Origin of the sequence: Lelliottia jeotgali, from assembly GCF_016771845.1 — a bacterium.
Classification (GTDB): domain Bacteria; phylum Pseudomonadota; class Gammaproteobacteria; order Enterobacterales; family Enterobacteriaceae; genus Enterobacter; species Enterobacter jeotgali.
In genome coordinates this window covers 102398-120748 of record NZ_JAENMQ010000007.1, presented here as the reverse complement: position 1 = coordinate 120748, position 18351 = coordinate 102398, and the positions used below count along the sequence as shown (strand labels likewise).

The 18351-nt window shown below is 54.2% G+C and carries 17 protein-coding genes and 1 tRNA gene; 11 read left to right on the top strand and 7 right to left on the bottom strand.

Annotated elements, in window-relative coordinates; all coding sequences use genetic code 11:
* Positions 1 to 6 precede the first annotated feature (6 nt).
* Genes ureE through ureG form a run of 3 tightly spaced genes read left to right on the top strand, consistent with a single transcriptional unit; the run spans position 7 to position 1781 of the window.
* Positions 7 to 465, top strand: coding sequence for an urease accessory protein UreE (gene ureE / locus JBO43_RS14550; protein WP_095283419.1), 459 nt, complete (start codon positions 7 to 9; stop codon positions 463 to 465).
* 14 nt (positions 466 to 479) lie between these two features.
* A complete protein-coding gene (locus JBO43_RS14545) occupies positions 480 to 1154 on the top strand; it encodes an urease accessory protein UreF (protein ID WP_095283420.1) in 675 nt (224 codons plus the stop codon).
* A 9-nt stretch (positions 1155 to 1163) separates the two neighbouring features.
* A complete protein-coding gene (ureG, locus tag JBO43_RS14540; RefSeq protein ID WP_202674587.1) occupies positions 1164 to 1781 on the top strand; it encodes an urease accessory protein UreG in 618 nt (205 codons plus the stop codon).
* 106 nt (positions 1782 to 1887) lie between these two features.
* Here ureG and tsaD read toward each other — a convergent pair whose 3' ends face one another.
* On the bottom strand, positions 1888 to 2901 hold the full coding sequence (gene tsaD, locus JBO43_RS14535) for a tRNA (adenosine(37)-N6)-threonylcarbamoyltransferase complex transferase subunit TsaD (protein ID WP_174348486.1): 1014 nt from the start codon (positions 2899 to 2901) through the stop codon (positions 1888 to 1890).
* Positions 2902 to 3128: 227 nt separating this feature from the next.
* Between tsaD and rpsU the strand changes: the two genes are divergently transcribed.
* The 3 genes from rpsU to rpoD all read left to right on the top strand — a co-directional run bounded on the left by rpsU (position 3129) and on the right by rpoD (position 7344).
* Positions 3129 to 3344 carry a 30S ribosomal protein S21 gene (gene rpsU, locus JBO43_RS14530; protein ID WP_001144069.1) on the top strand — a complete coding sequence of 72 codons (216 nt, stop codon included), beginning with the start codon at positions 3129 to 3131 and terminating at the stop codon, positions 3342 to 3344.
* A 236-nt stretch (positions 3345 to 3580) separates the two neighbouring features.
* A complete protein-coding gene (gene dnaG, locus JBO43_RS14525; protein ID WP_095283423.1) occupies positions 3581 to 5326 on the top strand; it encodes a DNA primase in 1746 nt (581 codons plus the stop codon).
* A gap of 173 nt (positions 5327 to 5499) precedes the next feature.
* On the top strand, positions 5500 to 7344 hold the full coding sequence (gene rpoD / locus JBO43_RS14520) for an RNA polymerase sigma factor RpoD (protein ID WP_095283425.1): 1845 nt from the start codon (positions 5500 to 5502) through the stop codon (positions 7342 to 7344).
* A gap of 64 nt (positions 7345 to 7408) precedes the next feature.
* Here rpoD and mug read toward each other — a convergent pair whose 3' ends face one another.
* Positions 7409 to 7915, bottom strand: coding sequence for a G/U mismatch-specific DNA glycosylase (gene mug / locus JBO43_RS14515; RefSeq protein WP_202674586.1), 507 nt, complete (start codon positions 7913 to 7915; stop codon positions 7409 to 7411).
* Positions 7916 to 8040: 125 nt separating this feature from the next.
* Between mug and JBO43_RS14510 the strand changes: the two genes are divergently transcribed.
* Positions 8041 to 8116: transfer RNA gene (locus JBO43_RS14510), tRNA-Ile, on the top strand.
* A gap of 71 nt (positions 8117 to 8187) precedes the next feature.
* Here the strand turns inward: JBO43_RS14510 and JBO43_RS14505 are convergent.
* Entirely contained in the window at positions 8188 to 8511 is a 324-nt protein-coding gene (locus JBO43_RS14505; protein WP_095283468.1) for a DUF1889 family protein, read from the bottom strand.
* 273 nt (positions 8512 to 8784) lie between these two features.
* On the opposite strand from JBO43_RS14505, the gene JBO43_RS14500 reads away from it, so the two are divergent.
* Complete coding sequence (locus tag JBO43_RS14500) at positions 8785 to 9954, top strand: coiled-coil domain-containing protein (RefSeq protein ID WP_095283469.1); 1170 nt, start codon at positions 8785 to 8787, stop codon at positions 9952 to 9954.
* Here JBO43_RS14500 and JBO43_RS14495 read toward each other — a convergent pair whose 3' ends face one another.
* Complete coding sequence (locus tag JBO43_RS14495) at positions 9955 to 10719, bottom strand: siderophore-interacting protein (RefSeq protein ID WP_095283470.1); 765 nt, start codon at positions 10717 to 10719, stop codon at positions 9955 to 9957. It lies immediately after the preceding gene.
* Positions 10720 to 10954: 235 nt separating this feature from the next.
* On the opposite strand from JBO43_RS14495, the gene JBO43_RS14490 reads away from it, so the two are divergent.
* The gene (locus tag JBO43_RS14490; protein WP_095283471.1) at positions 10955 to 11503 is read left to right on the top strand and encodes a PadR family transcriptional regulator; all 549 of its coding nucleotides are present in this window, start codon (positions 10955 to 10957) and stop codon (positions 11501 to 11503) included.
* On the opposite strand, the gene JBO43_RS14485 is transcribed toward JBO43_RS14490, so the two are convergent.
* Positions 11500 to 13059 (bottom strand): methyl-accepting chemotaxis protein, encoded by a 1560-nt coding sequence (locus JBO43_RS14485; protein WP_202674585.1) that lies wholly within the window; start codon positions 13057 to 13059, stop codon positions 11500 to 11502. The two genes, JBO43_RS14490 and JBO43_RS14485, sit on opposite strands and share 4 nt — an antisense overlap.
* Before the next feature lie 342 nt (positions 13060 to 13401).
* On the bottom strand, positions 13402 to 14922 hold the full coding sequence (locus JBO43_RS14480; RefSeq protein ID WP_202674584.1) for a methyl-accepting chemotaxis protein: 1521 nt from the start codon (positions 14920 to 14922) through the stop codon (positions 13402 to 13404).
* Positions 14923 to 15357: 435 nt separating this feature from the next.
* Between JBO43_RS14480 and ygjG the strand changes: the two genes are divergently transcribed.
* Complete coding sequence (gene ygjG, locus JBO43_RS14475; protein WP_167381242.1) at positions 15358 to 16737, top strand: putrescine aminotransferase; 1380 nt, start codon at positions 15358 to 15360, stop codon at positions 16735 to 16737.
* Positions 16738 to 16828: 91 nt separating this feature from the next.
* On the opposite strand, the gene JBO43_RS14470 is transcribed toward ygjG, so the two are convergent.
* Positions 16829 to 17161, bottom strand: a complete 333-nt coding sequence (locus JBO43_RS14470) for a tRNA-binding protein (RefSeq protein WP_103947006.1) — start codon at positions 17159 to 17161, stop codon at positions 16829 to 16831.
* A gap of 136 nt (positions 17162 to 17297) precedes the next feature.
* On the opposite strand from JBO43_RS14470, the gene ebgR reads away from it, so the two are divergent.
* Positions 17298 to 18281: a transcriptional regulator EbgR gene (gene ebgR, locus JBO43_RS14465; protein WP_174348442.1), complete on the top strand. Its 984-nt coding sequence runs from the start codon at positions 17298 to 17300 to the stop codon at positions 18279 to 18281.
* Positions 18282 to 18351: the final 70 nt, after the last annotated feature.

Sequence of the window (18351 nt, the reverse complement as noted above, 5' to 3'; positions counted from 1 at the left end):
GAGATGATGATCTATTTAACCCAACGTCTTGATCACCCCCATCCCGTCACCGCCAGCGTGACCCTGCCGATTGATGTGCGGGTGAAAAGCCGCGCCCGCGTAGAGCTGAACGACGGGCGTGAAGCGGGCCTGATGCTGCCGCGCGGGCTGTTGCTCCGTGGCGGCGATCTGCTCACCACCGACGATGGCCAGGAGGTTGTCGAGGTGATCGCCGCGCCAGAATCCGTGTCAGTGGTGCGCTGCGCCGATCCGTATCTGCTCGCACGCGCCTGCTATCACCTCGGCAACCGCCACGTGCCGCTGCAAATCATGCCTGGCGAGCTGCGCTATCACCACGACCATGTCCTCGACGACATGCTGCGCCAGTTCAGTCTCGAGGTGACTTTTGCCCATCTGCCGTTTGAGCCGGAAGCCGGGGCCTACACAAGTGAAGCCCACGGCCATGCGCACGCCCATTCTCATTAAGGCACGTTGAGCGAATGGAACACAACCGCCAGCAGTTACGCCTGATGCAGCTCTCCAGCAGCAGCCTGCCGGTCGGGTCATTCACCTGGTCCCAGGGGCTGGAGTGGGCAGTGGAAGCTGGTTGGATCAAAACGGTGGCAGAGTTCAGCCGCTGGCAGATTCAGCAGATGGAGCAGAGTTTTTTGTGCGTCGATTTGCCGCTGTTTATCCGCCTGTATCGCGCCTGCGAGCAGAACGATTTCGCCGCCGCAAAACGCTGGACGACGTATCTCCTCGCCTGCCGGGAGACGCGCGAACTGCGCGAAGAAGAACGCAATCGCGGCGCGGCTTTTACCCGCCTGATTAAGAGCTGGGAACCGGATTGCCCACCCGACTGGCTGCCGCTGTTTTCACAAAGCCAGCTGTGCGGCATGGCATGGCTAGGCGTGCGCTGGAGGATTGACGCCCACGCGCTGGCCCTGAGTCTCGGCTACAGCTGGATAGAGAGCGCGGTAATGGCGGGCGTGAAGCTGGTGCCGTTCGGGCAGCAGGCGGCCCAGCAGTTGATTATCGATTTAAGCGACCATTTTGCTGAAAAGCTCGGTCAGGCGTGGCAGCTCAGCGATGACGAACTGGGTGCGGCGACGCCGCTCTCGGCCATCGCCTCGGCGCGTCACGAAACTCAATATTCACGGTTATTCCGATCCTGAGGATTTTTTATGGCTGATTACAAACATCCCCTGCGCGTGGGCGTGGGTGGCCCGGTCGGTTCGGGTAAAACCGCCCTGCTGGAAGCGCTGTGCAAAGCGATGCGCGACACATATCATCTGGCCGTCGTGACCAACGATATCTACACCAAAGAGGATCAGCGCATCCTGACGGAAGCCGGGGCGCTGGAGCCGGATCGCATTGTCGGCGTGGAAACCGGCGGCTGTCCGCATACCGCGATCCGCGAAGATGCCTCAATGAACCTCGCGGCGGTGGAAGCGTTAAGCGAGAAGTTCGGCAATCTGGATCTGATTTTTGTCGAAAGCGGTGGAGATAATCTCAGCGCCACTTTTAGCCCGGAGCTAGCGGATCTGACGATCTACGTGATTGACGTGGCGGAAGGCGAAAAGATCCCGCGCAAAGGCGGGCCGGGGATCACTAAATCGGATTTTCTGGTGATCAATAAAACGGATCTGGCACCGTACGTCGGGGCATCTTTAGAGGTGATGGAGCGTGACACCAATCGCATGCGCGGCGAACGTCCGTGGACGTTTACCAACCTGAAAGTGGGTGACGGGCTGGAGACGATTATTAAATTTTTGGAAGTGAAAGGGATGTTGAGGGTTTAGCAGATTTTGCCGGGCGGCGCTTCGCTTGCGCCGGCCTACAAAACCGTGGCTCGGAGAAATTTGTAGGCCCGGTAAGCGCAGCGCCACCGGGCAATACAGACCGCACTTATGCAGCGGGCAATTCCGCCAGCGGCCAGCGTGGACGCACGGAAACACTTAAATCCGCCGTCGCGCCCGCTTTCGCACGCACCATGCCCGCGTAGGCAATCATCGCGCCGTTGTCGGTGCAAAACTCCGGACGCGCGTAAAACACTTCGCCGCGACGTTTTTGCATCATCTCCGCCAGCTTCGCACGCAGTGTACGGTTGGCACTCACGCCTCCCGCCATCACCAGACGCTTAAAGCCGGTCTGATCCAGCGCGCGTTTGCACTTGATCATCAACGTATCCACCACCGCATCTTCAAACGCGCGAGCGATATCTGCACGGGTCTGATCGTCGTTGTCATTGTTGCGGATGGTATTCGCCGCGAAGGTTTTCAGGCCAGAGAAGCTAAAATCCAGCCCTGGGCGATCGGTCATCGGACGTGGGAAGACAAAGCGTTTTTCAACACCCTGCGACGCCAGTTTTGACAGCATCGGACCACCTGGATAATCAAGGCCCAGCAGTTTGGCGGTTTTATCAAACGCTTCACCGGCGGCGTCATCGATAGACTCGCCCAGCAGTTCGTACTCGCCAATGCCCGTCACGCTGATAAGCTGGGTATGACCGCCGGAAACCAGCAGCGCCACAAACGGAAACTCCGGTGGATTATCTTCCAGCATCGGTGCCAAAAGATGCCCTTCCATGTGATGAACCGCAATCGCCGGAACATCCCACGCAAACGCCAGCGAACGCCCGACGGTTGCGCCAACCAACAGCGCGCCGACCAGACCCGGACCGGCGGTATAGGCCACCGCATCGATATCTTTTGCGGTCAAACCGGACTCTTTCAGTGCAGCCTGAATCAGGGGAACGGTTTTACGCACATGGTCGCGAGACGCCAGCTCAGGCACCACTCCGCCGTAATCAGCGTGTAATTTCACCTGACTATACAGTTGGTTGGCTAGCAGACCTTTTTCGTCGTCGTAAATGGCGATGCCGGTTTCATCGCAGGATGTTTCAATACCCAGTACACGCATGGCTTAATTTACCTCTTTTCAATACCGCGCAGTGTAGGGCGAATGCGGGTCGATGTATACCCTGAGGGGTGAGTTCGTGTATACTCTACCCCCTTACAAAAGTCCCGTTCAAAAACGGCATTGGTGCTTTACAAAGCAGCGTTAGTTGCAGTAAAATTCCGCACCATTTTGAAATAAGCTGGCGCCGATGCCAGCGGCAAACCGAATTTATCAAAGGTGAGAGTTACATGCCGGTAATTAAAGTACGTGAAAACGAGCCGTTCGACGTAGCACTGCGTCGCTTCAAGCGTTCATGCGAGAAAGCAGGTGTTCTGGCGGAAGTTCGTCGTCGTGAGTTCTATGAAAAACCGACTACCGAACGTAAACGCGCTAAAGCTTCTGCTGTGAAACGTCACGCGAAGAAACTGGCTCGCGAAAACGCACGCCGTACTCGTCTGTACTAATCTGTTGAGGGCGCACGCCCTCAATGGTCAGACTGAGTTATAGTCGTAAGGCCGTGCTTCCGGAAGGAATGCGCGGCTTATTTTCGTTTATGCATTAGCAAATACACAAAATCATTCACACTGTATCAAGGCGGCAAGGGAGTGAATCCCCGGAGCTTACTTAAGTAAGTGACAGGGGTGAACGAGCGCAGCCAACGCAGAGACAGTTTGAAGGATGAAGTGTACTAACGGGGCCTATGGCTGGACGAATTCCACGCGTTTTTATCAATGACCTGCTGGCCAGAACCGACATCGTCGATCTCATCGATGCGCGGGTAAAGCTCAAAAAGCAGGGTAAGAACTACCATGCGTGCTGTCCGTTCCATAACGAAAAAACCCCCTCTTTCACCGTTAACGGTGAAAAACAGTTTTACCACTGCTTTGGCTGTGGCGCACACGGGAATGCCGTCGACTTTCTGATGAACTACGACAAGCTCGAGTTTGTCGAAACCGTCGAAGAACTGGCGGCGATGCACAACCTTGAAGTGCCCTATGAAGCAGGCAGCGGTCCGAGTCAGATTGAACGTCATCAGCGACAAACGCTTTATCAGCTGATGGACGGTTTGAATTCGTTTTACCAACAGTCTCTTAAGCAAAATGCAGCTGAACCTGCGCGTCAGTATCTGACAAAGCGCGGCTTGAGCGACGAAGTGATTGCGCGTTTCGCTATTGGTTACGCCCCGCCCGGCTGGGACAACGTGTTAAAGCGTTTTGGTGGCAATAGCGAAGATCGTAAGTCTCTGATTGATGCCGGTATGCTGGTGACAAACGATCAGGGCAGAAGCTACGACCGCTTCCGCGAACGGGTGATGTTCCCCATCCGCGATAAGCGAGGCCGGGTGATTGGTTTTGGTGGGCGCGTGCTGGGTGACGGCATGCCGAAATACCTTAACTCCCCGGAAACCGATATTTTCCACAAAGGTCGCCAGCTATATGGCCTTTATGAAGCCCAACAGGATAACGCTGAACCCCGGCGTTTGCTGGTGGTCGAAGGCTATATGGACGTGGTCGCGCTGGCTCAGTACGACATCAACTACGCGGTTGCGTCGTTGGGAACGTCGACCACCGCCGACCACATTCAACTCCTGTTCCGGGCGACGAACAACGTCATCTGTTGTTACGACGGTGACCGTGCCGGACGCGACGCCGCCTGGCGTGCACTGGAAACTGCACTACCCTATATGACCGACGGGCGCCAGTTGCGCTTTATGTTCCTGCCCGACGGTGAAGACCCAGATACGCTGGTGCGTAAAGAGGGCAAAGCGGCGTTTGAAGCGCGGATGGAGCAGGCTCAGCCGCTCTCCACGTTTTTGTTTAACAGCCTGATGCCGCAGGTAGATTTGAGTACCCCGGACGGTCGCGCTCAGCTGAGTACGCTGGCCCTGCCGCTGATTACTCAGGTCCCAGGAGAAACCTTGCGCATATATCTGCGTCAGGAACTCGGCAACAAGCTTGGCATTCTGGATGACAGCCAGCTTGAACGTTTAATGCCAAAACTGGCTGAAAACGGTGCGGTTCGCCCCGCGCCACAGCTAAAACGCACAACCATGCGTATACTGATAGGGTTACTGGTGCAAAACCCAGAGCTGGCGCCGCAAGTGCCGCCGCTCGCGGGGTTGAACCATGAAAAGTTGCCAGGACTTGGCCTGTTCTCAGAACTGGTCAATACGTGTCTGTCTCAGCCGGGTCTGACCACCGGCCAACTTTTAGAGCATTATCGCGGCACAAAAGAGGCCGCCACCCTTGAAAAACTGTCGATGTGGGACGATATAGCAGATAAGGATATCGCAGAAAAAACGTTCACCGACTCACTCAACCATATGTTTGATTCGATGCTTGAACTGCGCCAGGAAGAGCTCATTGCTCGCGAGCGCACTCACGGTTTAAGCAGCGAAGAACGCCGGGAACTCTGGATGTTAAACCAGGAACTGGCGAAGAAATAAACGAAAGAAGCAATCTTTCAAGAATTTAACGGCTTAAGTGCCGAATATCGATCGGGAAGCCCCCGGCAGCCGCACTGAGAGGCAGCGGCAAAAATATAAGTACGCCCTCGCTTCAAAGGTTGGCAGCGACACCGCCGACACCAATTAAACGAATTAAGTGTGGATACCGTCTTATGGAGCAAAACCCGCAGTCACAGCTGAAACTTCTTGTCCAACGTGGTAAGGAGCAAGGCTATCTGACCTATGCCGAGGTCAATGACCATCTGCCGGAAGATATCGTCGATTCAGATCAAATCGAAGACATCATCCAAATGATCAATGACATGGGCATTCAGGTGATGGAAGAAGCACCGGATGCTGATGATCTGTTGCTGGCTGAAAACTCCAACAACACCGACGAAGATGCAGAAGAAGCTGCTGCACAGGTGTTGTCCAGCGTTGAATCTGAAATCGGGCGTACCACTGACCCGGTGCGCATGTACATGCGTGAAATGGGCACCGTTGAACTGCTGACCCGCGAAGGCGAAATCGACATCGCGAAACGCATCGAAGACGGGATCAACCAGGTTCAGTGCTCTGTTGCCGAATACCCTGAAGCGATCACCTATCTGCTTGAGCAGTACGATCGCGTCGAAGCCGAAGAAGCGCGTCTGTCTGACCTGATCACCGGTTTTGTCGATCCTAACGCTGAAGAAGACCTGGCGCCAACGGCGACTCACGTCGGCTCTGAGCTGTCTCAGGAAGAGATGGATGACGACGAAGACGAAGAGGAAGAAGAAGACGACGACAGCAGTGATGACGATAACAGCATCGATCCTGAGTTAGCGCGCGAGAAGTTTGGCGAGCTGCGTACTCAGTACGAACTGGCTCGTGACACCATCAAAGCCAAAGGCCGCAGCCATGCTGCCGCTCAGGCTGAGATTCAGAAACTGTCAGAAGTGTTCAAACAGTTCCGCCTGGTGCCAAAACAGTTCGACTATCTGGTTAACAGCATGCGCGTCATGATGGACCGCGTTCGTACTCAAGAACGTATCATCATGAAGCTGTGCGTTGAGCAGTGCAAAATGCCGAAAAAGAACTTCATCACTCTGTTCACCGGCAACGAAACCAGCGAGACCTGGTTCAACGCGGCTATCGCGATGAACAAACCGTGGTCTGAAAAACTGCATGACGTGGCTGATGACGTTCAGCGCGGCCTGCAGAAACTGCGTCAAATCGAAGAAGAGACCGGCCTGACTATCGAGCAGGTTAAAGACATCAACCGTCGCATGTCCATCGGCGAAGCGAAAGCCCGTCGTGCGAAGAAAGAGATGGTTGAAGCGAACTTACGTCTGGTTATTTCGATCGCCAAGAAATACACCAACCGTGGTCTGCAGTTCCTGGATCTGATTCAGGAAGGTAACATCGGTCTGATGAAAGCGGTTGATAAGTTTGAATATCGCCGTGGTTACAAATTCTCCACCTATGCTACCTGGTGGATTCGTCAGGCGATCACCCGCTCTATCGCGGATCAGGCGCGCACCATCCGTATTCCGGTGCATATGATTGAGACCATCAACAAACTCAACCGTATCTCCCGCCAGATGCTGCAAGAGATGGGTCGCGAGCCGACGCCAGAAGAGCTGGCTGAACGCATGCTGATGCCAGAAGATAAGATTCGTAAGGTGCTGAAAATCGCTAAAGAGCCAATCTCCATGGAAACGCCAATCGGCGACGATGAAGATTCGCATCTGGGTGATTTCATCGAGGATACCACCCTCGAGCTGCCGCTGGATTCTGCGACCACAGAGAGCCTGCGTGCTGCCACCCACGACGTTCTGGCTGGCCTGACCGCCCGTGAAGCGAAAGTCCTGCGTATGCGTTTCGGTATCGATATGAACACCGACCACACGCTGGAAGAAGTGGGTAAACAGTTCGACGTAACCCGCGAACGTATCCGTCAGATCGAAGCGAAGGCCCTGCGCAAACTGCGCCACCCAAGCCGCTCTGAAGTGCTGCGTAGCTTCCTCGACGATTAATCGTCTTTGAAAAGTAAAAGCTCCCAAATGGGAGCTTTTTTTTCACCGATATTCCACCAGACTTCTACCTACCCCGCACCATCAGCGCCTCGTCCAGCTCCCGATACGCCTCTACCAGCTTGTCCAGCGTCGCCCGATTTAACCCGCTCGGATTCGGCAGCACCCACACCTGGGTCATGCCGATCGTGATACTTTGCTTGCCCCACAGCGCCCCTCGCTGGCTAAATGCCTGCTCGTAAGCCTGCTTGCCGAGGATTGCTAACGCCGCTGGCTGATAGTCTTCTATCTTCTTGACCAGTTCCCGCCCGCCGCTGCGCAGCTCATGCAGGTTAACTTCCGTCGCCTGCACCGTGGGTCGCTCCACCAGCATGGTGATACCACAGCGCGTATCCAACAGATGCTGTTCTTCTTCGGGCTTTAAAAGCCGATCGGTAAAACCGGCCTGATGAATCACTTTCCAGAAACGGTTTCCCGGATGGGCAAAGTGAAAACCCGTATGCGCGGAGGACTTGCCTGGGTTGATCCCACAGAACACAACCCGCAGTCCAGGTGCCAGAATATCGTTGATCATCTCATTCCCCGATGAATGCATCAGGCATTCAGTATAAAGGATTGATAATGCGTTGTTTATAAAAACAGCAGGCAGGTGCGAATGTCTGGATTGCAGCAGGGAGTTACTCTATAATTCACCGCCACGGCCCCTTAGCTCAGTGGTTAGAGCAGGCGACTCATAATCGCTTGGTCGCTGGTTCAAGTCCAGCAGGGGCCACCAAATAACAAGGGCTTACGTGAAAACGTAGGCCCTTAGTTTTTTCAGGATTGATGAATCAGCGTGTGGTTAACTCACACCAGCTCCCGGAGTTGCTCCTGCATGTAGGCAGAAAAGTATTCAGGGTTCTTGATCACTACGTGGTCAGTTGCGTTAATTTTCTCGGCCCACCCGGCCACTTTTTTCGTAAAGTCGGGATCCCATCCCTCTTGTGCCCCTCGCGCCATAACGTCATCCGCGCTTGCAGGCGTACCCAACTCCTTCAAATACTTGAAAATTCCCTTCGCAGTACTTTCATCCATCGAATGCGGCACTGACGCGGAAGTGTCCATACCACCAATGAAATCCAATGCTTTCTCAATGACTGTTGGCATACTCTTATCCTTAAAATTAACCATCTAGTAAACAAGGTTATACTATGGCCTGAAATTGATCGGAAATTCAAAGAGATTGTCACGGTACCGGAAACCACATCACACACCCTTGAGCGCTTCCGATACGTTCCTGAAGCATTGCATAATCCACACCCCCGAACCATTACCCCCCTCACAAACATCTAAAACTAAAGAAATCCCCCGTCGCGCCGATCATCATCCGTGTGTATTATTTCCTGTAGCTCTGACCACAACTAACCTTAACTCAAATACTTAAGCGCTAAAGCGAAAGGCATCATGAGCACACCGATCAAACGGCTAGAAATCATAAAAAATGCCATTGAACTGGAAGATGACGACATCATCGACAGCCAACTGGCACGGCTGAAAAGTGAAGCGTTTGACGATGAGCTTCAAGCGATCGTCGTGGCGCTTGAGAATAAAAACTATACCGCAGCGATCAGAGCCATCACCGCCTGGTTGCAGAGTCAGCGCTCACTGACTCAGTGGCGCGATCCGCAGGTTGCCGCCAGCAAGCTTGAATTGAAGGCTCTGGAAGAGCGCCTGCGCGAGCTGATTGATCGCCGTAACGCCCGCGTGCAACAACTGGACGAGTTCAACGATCTCTATTTCTCCCGTCTCGGCCCATTGATGTCGCAAATACTTCAGCTGCGTAAAACCCTCGCAGAACTGAATCTGCGCCGCCAGCAGGCGGAGTCGCGTCGCCGCGAAGAGGATTATCGTCGCTGCCAGCAATATATGGCGCAGGCCGTTGAAGTGCTGACCACACTGACGCAGCGCTGGCGTGCGCTGCCAGCCGATTCGGTGCAGGCCGCCGACGCGCGCAAGCATTTGCAGCAGCAAAGCGATCTGATTGCCAACCTGTTAGCCGAAGCGCAAGAGCTGGAAATGGGCTTAACGCGCGAAGAAGAACCGGCGCGTCAGGCGCGGGACGAGGCTAACGAAGAGTACGAGAAATATCGCGAGCAGCACCACGATGCAGAAATGCGTCTGCGCAAAGGCAAGGATCTGTCAGAAGAAGATCAGAATGAGCTGAAACGGCTTTGGCGTCAGGCCAGCAAACTCTGCCATCCGGATCTGGTAGCGGACGATCTGAAAGAAGAAGCCAACACCATGATGGTGCAGCTCAACCAGGCCAAACAGCGCGGAGATGTGAAAGCGATTCGCTCGTTGGTGGCGCGTCTGCAGCAGGGCTTTGAGCCGCTGATGGCCAGCGATCGACTGAACGATCTGGAACGTATTCGCAAAAAAATGGCTCAGGTTCGCGAACAAATCGACACTTTAGTGAACGAGCTGGCGGAGCTGGAGAAAGAAGAGTCCTGGCTGCTGGTCTCCTCGCTGAGCAATATGGAGTCTTATTTTGCCCAGCAGGAGAAAGCGCTGCACGACGTTCGTAGTGCGCTCGAACACCAGGTGAACGAAGCACAGCTCGACGAAGTTGCCTAGTTACTTCGCGTGCCAGTATGCGCTGGCACGCACCAGCTGTGGATCAATCGCGTCAGTCTCAAACTGGCAACTCAGGTTTTTGACTACCTTCCCTTCCCCGGTCAACCAGATAAAGTAATCCGCAGCAGGCACGCTCAGCATCGCCAGACGATCGGCCACCGCCTGCTCGCTATGTCCGACAATCCAGGTGATGTTGAAATCACTCAGATGCGCCAGATAGTCCTTATAAGACTCATCACCCACGGTCACCACGGCGTGAATTTCCGGTTTGACCGGCAGTGCAGCAATCGCTTCCAGACGACGACGCAGCGCAGGCATGCCGGACTCATCGCAAACGTACAACTGCCACGCATAATCTTCCGGCACCACCAGCGATCCGCGCGGGCCGCCGATCGTTAGCTTATCGCCTGCTTTAGCCTGTACCGCCCAGTTGCTCGCAAGCCCACCGTCATGAACAAAGAAATCGAGCACCAGTTCGTTGCGCGCCTCATCGTACAGCGGCGTGTAATCACGCGCTTGCGGGCGTACACCCTCACCCCAGTTGATGCCTTCGTCGGTCACAACCGGAGGTACAAAAGCTGCGCCCGGAGCCGGGAAAAAGACTTTGGTATGGTCGTCAAAACCCTTTGAACTAAAACCTTCCAGCGCTTCACCACCTAAGACGATGCGTTGAAAGCCAGCGCTTACACGCTCAACGCGGAGCACGGTCAGCTCGCGAAAGCGCAGTTCATTGCGTACACGTTGTGGGTAACGAGGTGATGTCATTTTTCTGCCTTCGTGAAGTGAATACGATATATCTAAATTAGATTCAAATGATAATGATTGCTAACAAACGAGATTGCAAGTCTTTTTTTGATATAGATGATTCATGCACATCCCCAATCTAAAAAATAACAACAAAGACAATTATTTCAATATTTTAAAGAAAAAATAAAAAACGAATTTGCTAATCAGATAACTTTAGATATAAATTAGATATATCAAATTAAGGAGAACACTCATGCGACATTCACACGACGATTTTGGCCACGAACACCACCATCATGGCCGTGGCGGGGAGCATCACGGTGGCGGTGGCGGACGCCGCCAGCGCTTCTTTGGCCACGGCGAGTTGCGCCTGGTGATTCTGGATATTCTCACCCGCAACGCCAGTCACGGCTATGAGCTGATTAAAGAGATTGAGAGCATGACGCAGGGAAACTACACCCCGAGTCCTGGTGTGATTTATCCGACTCTCGATTTCCTGCAAGATCAGGCGTTTATTACGATTTCAGAAGAGGAAGGCGGGCGCAGGAAGATTGCCATCACCGTTGCCGGGCAGCACTGGCTTGATGAAAATAAGGAACATCTGGAACACATTCAGGCACGCATTACCGCACGCTGCGTGGGGTTCCAGTTGCGTAAAAACCCGCAAATGAAGCGGGCTTTGGATAACTTCAAAGCGGTACTGGACCTGAAAGTTAATCAGGGAGAGATCAGCGACGCGCAGCTTAAGCAGATTATTGGCGTTATCGACCGCGCAGCGCTGGATATCTCCCAGCTGGATTAAGCCAGCGCTTCCTCGCGCACGCGGAATACTTTTACCAGCTCTTTCAGGTGCAGCGCCTGATCGTTAAGCGAAGCCGCCGCCGCAACAGACTCCTCCACCAGCGCTGAGTTCTGCTGGGTGGTGGAGTCGATAAGGCCAATCGCACTGTTAATTTGCGAGATGCCTTCCGTCTGTTCGTGGCTCGCCTGGCGTATCTCACGCAAAATAACGTCCATCTCTTCCACATTCCCCACCATGCCGTTAATGAGCCCGCTGGCTTTTTCCACCAGGTTCATTCCGTCCTGAGTCTGGCTAGTCGAGCTTTCGATCAGCTGGCGAATTTCGCTGGCTGAAGAGGCGCTTTTCTGCGCCAGCTGGCGCACTTCGCCCGCGACCACCGCAAATCCACGCCCATGCTCACCGGCACGCGCCGCTTCGACAGCGGCATTCAGCGCCAGAATATTGGTCTGGAAGGCAATCGCATCGATCAGGTTGATGATGTCGGACATGCGGTTAGAGGTTTCATTAATCAGGCGCATTTTCTGCGTCACCTGCTTCATCATCTCGCCGTTGTTTTTGACCACACTCGCCGCATCGGCGGAGAGATTTGTCGCTTCACCGGTGTGCGCCGCCGTATTTTTCACCGTCGCGGTGATCTGCTCCATCGACGCGGCAGTCTGCTCAACCGAGCTGGCCTGTTCTTCGGTACGTGCCGCCAGATCCTGATTCCCCGCGACAATTTGCGCCGCCGCGCTGGAGATATTTTCCGAGCCGGATTGAACCTGCTGCACAATTTCCAGCAGACGTGTTTTCATCTCCATCAGCGCATGAAGCAGCAAACCCGTTTCGTCTTTGCTGCGCGTGGTGATGTTGCGGGTTAAATCGCCTTCGGCAATGGCTTCGGCAAACGAGACCGCCTCGCCCAGTGGGCGGGTGATGGAACGCACGATAAACCAGCCAATCGTACTGCCGATAACCACGCTAAACACGGTCAGGATCACCAGCAACAGGCGGTTGGTGTTGAAATCCCCGTCGACCTGCTTCCCGGCGCTCTGCATTTCACTGTTTTGCACCGCGATCAGCTCCTGCACTTTGGTCTTGTATGCCTGTTGCAGGTTCACCGTTTTGGTCATCATCTCCTGGATCGCGCCCTCACGATCCTTGTTCTGCACCGCCTGCAATATCCGGTAACGAGAATCCAGATACTGCTGACGCACATCCCGAATGCCGGTCAGGATCTGTTGCGATTTGGGGTCTTTAAGAGAGTTATTCAGGTCCGTGAGGATGACGGTAATGTGTTCGCTGATCTCCTTCAGCCGCTGCTGCGACTGAGCGGCATACTGGCCCTGCTCATCCAGCAGCATGAGCTGTTGAGTGCTAACAAATTCCTGGAAGTTATCGATTAACTGATTGGCTTTTACCGTCGTCGGGTAATCCTGGGTAATGATGGATTGCATCCCATTATTTGCCCGATTCAGGCTCAGGAGCGACAGACTGGCGCTAACTACCATCAAAACAATTAAGAATCCAAAGGCCAGAAATAATTTTGTGCCGATCTTTACGTCATGTAAGAACATATATACTCCATCGATGTGATTATTTCTCAGACGATCAGCGTTATCGGTAACTTTCTCGCTAACTTTATGACTTTGATCGTTTTTATATTTCATAACCACGGCAATGGATAGGCTGAATCTATTAATAACGCGCCATCGATCGTTACTTAAGCTTCTGACAGGCTCTTTGTGAAATAGCGTTGGGGTAAATTGGCTTAGGTGAATATAAATAACTGAGGTGATTATTTTAGTTATTTAATATTAGATTAACATTTGAGCGTAAATATAATTACAACTTTAGGAACGAAAAAGCCCGCTTATTTCGGCAGAAATAAGCGGGCTTTTTTCCTGAACCTTACTGACTCAATGGAGAACCGTTACCGCATCTTCAAGACGCCCGGCGCGGTGCTTCACCATTGCCGAAACGCGGGCGCTCTCTTCCACCAGATCGGCGTTTTTCTGCGTGATGTCATCCAGTTCAGCTACCGCCCGAGTCAGGTCAGATAGCCCTGTCGCCTGCTCGGACGTCGAGTGGCTGATCTGGGCAATCAGGCGCGTCACATTTTGTACCTGCTCAACAATGTCATCCATAGTGCGGCCGGCGGCATGAACCTGGTCGGAACCCGACTGAACCTTGCTGGCACTGGCATCAATTAGCTTGCGGATATCATTCGCAGCGCTGGCGCTGCGGCTTGCCAGGTGGCGAACCTCTCCGGCCACCACGGCAAAGCCTTTGCCCTGCTCGCCCGCACGCGCCGCTTCTACTGCCGCATTGAGCGCCAGAATATTGGTCTGGAAGGCGATATCGTTGATGAGTTTAGTGATGGAGCCAATCCGCTGGGTGCTGTCGGCAATATCGTCCATCGTTTTCACGACGGTCTGCATTGCGCTGCCGCCTTCAGCCGCCGCACCGCTCGCCACTATCGAGAGTTTATCAGCCGCCGCTGCGGTTTCAGAATTACTCTGCACCGATGCCGCCATCTGATTCATGGTGGTCACCGTCTGCTGCACGTTAGCCACCGTCTGACGGGTGCGGTCATTAAGATCTTCATTGCCCTTCGCCAGGCGATCGCTGCCATCACGCACGCTCACCACCTGACTTGAAACATCATTGATCAGCCAGCGACACATCAGCCCCAGTTGTCCAACGGCACGTAAGGTCAGCCCAAGCTCGTCGCTGCGATTAAGATGGTCGACGCTGTTCCGCTCACCGGTTGCGACTTTGAGCGCCTGTCGGGCCACATTTTCTACCGGACGGACGATTTGCTGTTCGAACAGAACGGAGCCCAGCAGCATCACCAACGCGCTCGCACCCAATGCGGCCCAGCTCGCATGCGTTGCAATAAGCGTGGCCGCCAGTGCCACAAACAGTATTGCCATGACGCTACGCACCCGCCAGCGCAGCGGCATCGCCGGTAATTTCCCAAACACGCCTTTACTCACCACCAGCCCTTTATGAATGCGCTTGTTGCAGCGCCCTTCGTTCAGCGCTTTGTACAGTGGCTCAACCGCCGCGATCTCTTCCGCCGTCGCCCGGGTACGAATCGACATGTACCCCGTCACCGCACCGCCGCGCACCATCGGCACTGCGTTAGCACGCACCCAGTAGTGGTCGCCATTCTTGCGGCGGTTTTTCACGATCCCGCTCCACGGCTCGCCCTGTTTTAGCGTGTACCACATATCGGCAAACGCCGCTTTCGGCATATCCGGGTGGCGCACTAAATTGTGCGGCTGCCCCAACAGTTCATCCAGTTGGTAGCCGCTCACTTTCACGAAGGTGTCGTTGGTGTGGGTCATGTGGCTGTGGAGATCGGTGGTGGACATGAGGGTGGTATCGTCGTTCAGAGGATATTCATTCTGAGTGACATACGGTTGAGCGGACATGATGGGCATCCCTTGCAGGTTATTTGAATGTTAATTTTGTGGGTTTATCTTTTTTCGGCGGTAAACAGTTTATCTTTAGTTGTTAAATCCGATCGAGATCGCAAATTGCGGTTAAACCGCACTTTTTGTACGCATTTCTAATTGATTGATTTCAAATACTTTCATAAAGAAATTACCCACAAAGGCTGACCTGTTAACGTCTCCTTAAGAATCAAAGTCCGCACCACAAGGGTGCAACTGACCCATTCAGGCGCAAATAACCCCCTCGCAAAGCCCAGCGGCAAACCTCGTTTCGCCCTCCCGGCACGATTAAATTTTGCGCAACATTATTTTAACCTGGCATTTATCCCGATTTTCGTTAAGTCACCAGAAGTGGCGTAATCCCTGCAATAATTAATTCAGTATCATGTGATACGCGATCCCCCGGAGCTCATTTTGAACAGGTTACCTTCCAGCGCCTCGGCTCTTGCCTGTACCGCGCACGCACTGAATCTCATTGAAAAGCGAACGCTTGACCATGAGGAGATGAAACAACTTAACCGAGAGGTGATTGATTACTTTAAAGAGCATGTAAATCCGGGGTTTTTAGAGTACCGAAAATCTGTTACCGCTGGCGGGGATTACGGAGCCGTAGAGTGGCAAGCGGGAAGTCTGAATACGCTTGTCGACACCCAGGGACAGGAGTTTATAGATTGCCTGGGTGGTTTTGGAATTTTCAACGTGGGGCACCGTAATCCAGTTGTGGTTTCCGCCGTACAGAATCAGCTCGCGAAACAACCCCTTCACAGCCAGGAACTGCTGGACCCGCTTCGCGCCATGCTCGCGAAGACGCTGGCGGCCTTAACGCCTGGCAAACTGAAATACAGTTTCTTCTGCAATAGCGGCACGGAATCGGTCGAAGCGGCGCTGAAACTCGCCAAAGCGTACCAGTCGCCGCGCGGGAAATTCACCTTTATCGCCACCACCGGCGCGTTCCACGGGAAATCCCTTGGCGCACTGTCGGCTACGGCAAAATCGACCTTCCGCAAACCGTTTATGCCGCTGCTGCCGGGCTTCCGTCACGTGCCGTTCGGCGATATCAACGCGATGCGCACCGTGCTGACCGAGTGCCGTAAAACCGGCGACGACGTGGCAGCGATTATCCTTGAGCCGATTCAGGGCGAAGGGGGGGTGATCCTGCCGCCGCAGGGCTATCTGCCTGCGGTTCGCAAGCTGTGCGATGAGTTTGGCGCGCTGCTTATCCTCGATGAGGTGCAAACCGGGATGGGACGCACCGGCAAGATGTTTGCCTGTGAACACGAGAACGTGCAACCGGACATTCTGTGTCTGGCAAAAGCTCTCGGCGGCGGCGTGATGCCGATCGGCGCAACCATCGCCACCGAAGAGGTGTTCTCGGTGCTGTTCGATAATCCGTTCCTGCATACCACCACTTTTGGCGGTAACCCGCTGGCCTGTGCGGCCGCGCTGGCGACCATCAACGTGCTGCTGGAGCAGAACTTACCGGCTCAGGCAGAACAGAAAGGCGATATGTTGCTGGACGGTTTCCTGCAGTTAGGCCGCGAGTACCCGGATCTGGTGCAGGACGCGCGCGGAAAAGGGATGCTAATGGCCATTGAGTTTGTGGATAACGAAATCGGCTACAACTTCGCGAGCGAGATGTTCCGCCAGCGTGTGTTAGTGGCCGGGACGTTGAACAACTCGAAAACCATCCGCATTGAACCGCCGCTGACGCTGACTATTGAGCAGTGCGAGCAAGTGCTGAAAGCGGCCCGTAAGGCGCTGGCGGCAATAAGGGTGAGTGTGGAAGAGGCATAAGTGCCGATATCTCGCCGGATGGCGCTGCACTTATCCGGCCTACGTGAGTGTGGTTTCGTAGGCCGGATAAGCGCAGCGCCATCCGGTTTTTTTAAACGATACGAACGCCCACTGGCATCGCGCGCTCCGCTGTTAACAGCACGCTTTCGCTGCCGTCCTCGGTCTCAGCGCACAGCAGCATACATTCCGACACTTCCCCGCGCATTTTGGCTTTTTCCAGATTACACAGCACCACCACCTCTTTACCGAGTAATTCCTGTTCGGTGTAATACGGCACCAGGCTGGTGACGGTCTGAAGCTGGCGCTCGCCAATATCAATCTGCACGATATACAGCTTATCGGCATTGCCGTGACGCTTTACGTCGATAATTTTCCCGGTGCGCATCTCCAGGCGGGCGAAATCCCCGTAAGAAACCTTTTCCATGATAACCCCCCAAGTAAATATTTAGTAAAATTATCACAACATAAGCGGCGTTGCCGATCAATGGATTTTTACTAAATACGCGGGATTCATTACAATGGCGGCAGATTCTATTTTAACTCCCGCGCTGAGGGGCCACATGGCAACACTGAAAGATATCGCAAAGGAAGCGGGCGTGTCGCAGGCCACTGTGTCGCGCATTCTTAACGACGACCGGACGCTAAACGTCAAAGAAGAGACGCGTCACCGGATCCTGGAAATTGCTGAAAAGCTGGAATATCGCGGCAGCAGTGCGCGTAAAAGCCTGATCCAGCATGACGCCTGCCATCACGTGCTGGCACTTTACAGCTACCGTCAGGAGCTGGAAATCAATGACCCCTACTACCTCGCCATCCGTCATGGCATTGAAACCCAATGCGAAAAGCTGAATATCGGCCTGACCAATTGCTATGAAAATCAGGGGCTGCCGGAGATAAGCAAAGTCAGCGGAATTCTGATTGTCGGCAAACCGGCAGAGCAGATGCGCCTGGCGGCCGAAGCCCTGAGCGATAATATCTGCTTTATCGATTTTCACGAGGCGGGTTCCGCTTTTGACTCGGTGGATATCGACCTGGTGCGCATCAGCAAAGAGGTGATCGACTTCTTCGCCGCTCAGGGCGTGCAGCGTATCGGCTTTATCGGCGGCGAAGATGAGCCGGGTAAGGCAGATATTCGCGAAAAAGCGTTCGTCGAATACGGCCAGCTCAAAGGCGTGGTATCGGAGAAAGACATCTGGCGCGGCGGCTTCTCCAGTTCATCGGGCTATGAGCTGGCGACGAAGATGCTGGCGCAGGACGACTTCCCCGAAGCGCTGTTTGTCGCCTCCGACTCCATCGCCATCGGCGTGCTGCGGGCGATCCACGAGAAAGGGCTAACCATTCCGCAGGATATCAGCCTGATTAGCGTCAACGATATTCCCACCGCGCGCTTTACCTTCCCGCCGCTGACCACCGTGCGCATCCATTCTGAGATGATGGGCAGCCAGGGTGTAAACCTGCTGCTGGAAAAAGCACGCGATGGCCGTGCACTGCCGCTGCAAGTGTTTGTTCCCAGCCGGTTGAAGCTGCGCGGCACGACGCGTTAAACCCCTTGCCGGGTGGCGGCTACGCCTTACCCGGCCTACAAAACCCGAGGCCGTTGAAGGTTTTGTAGGC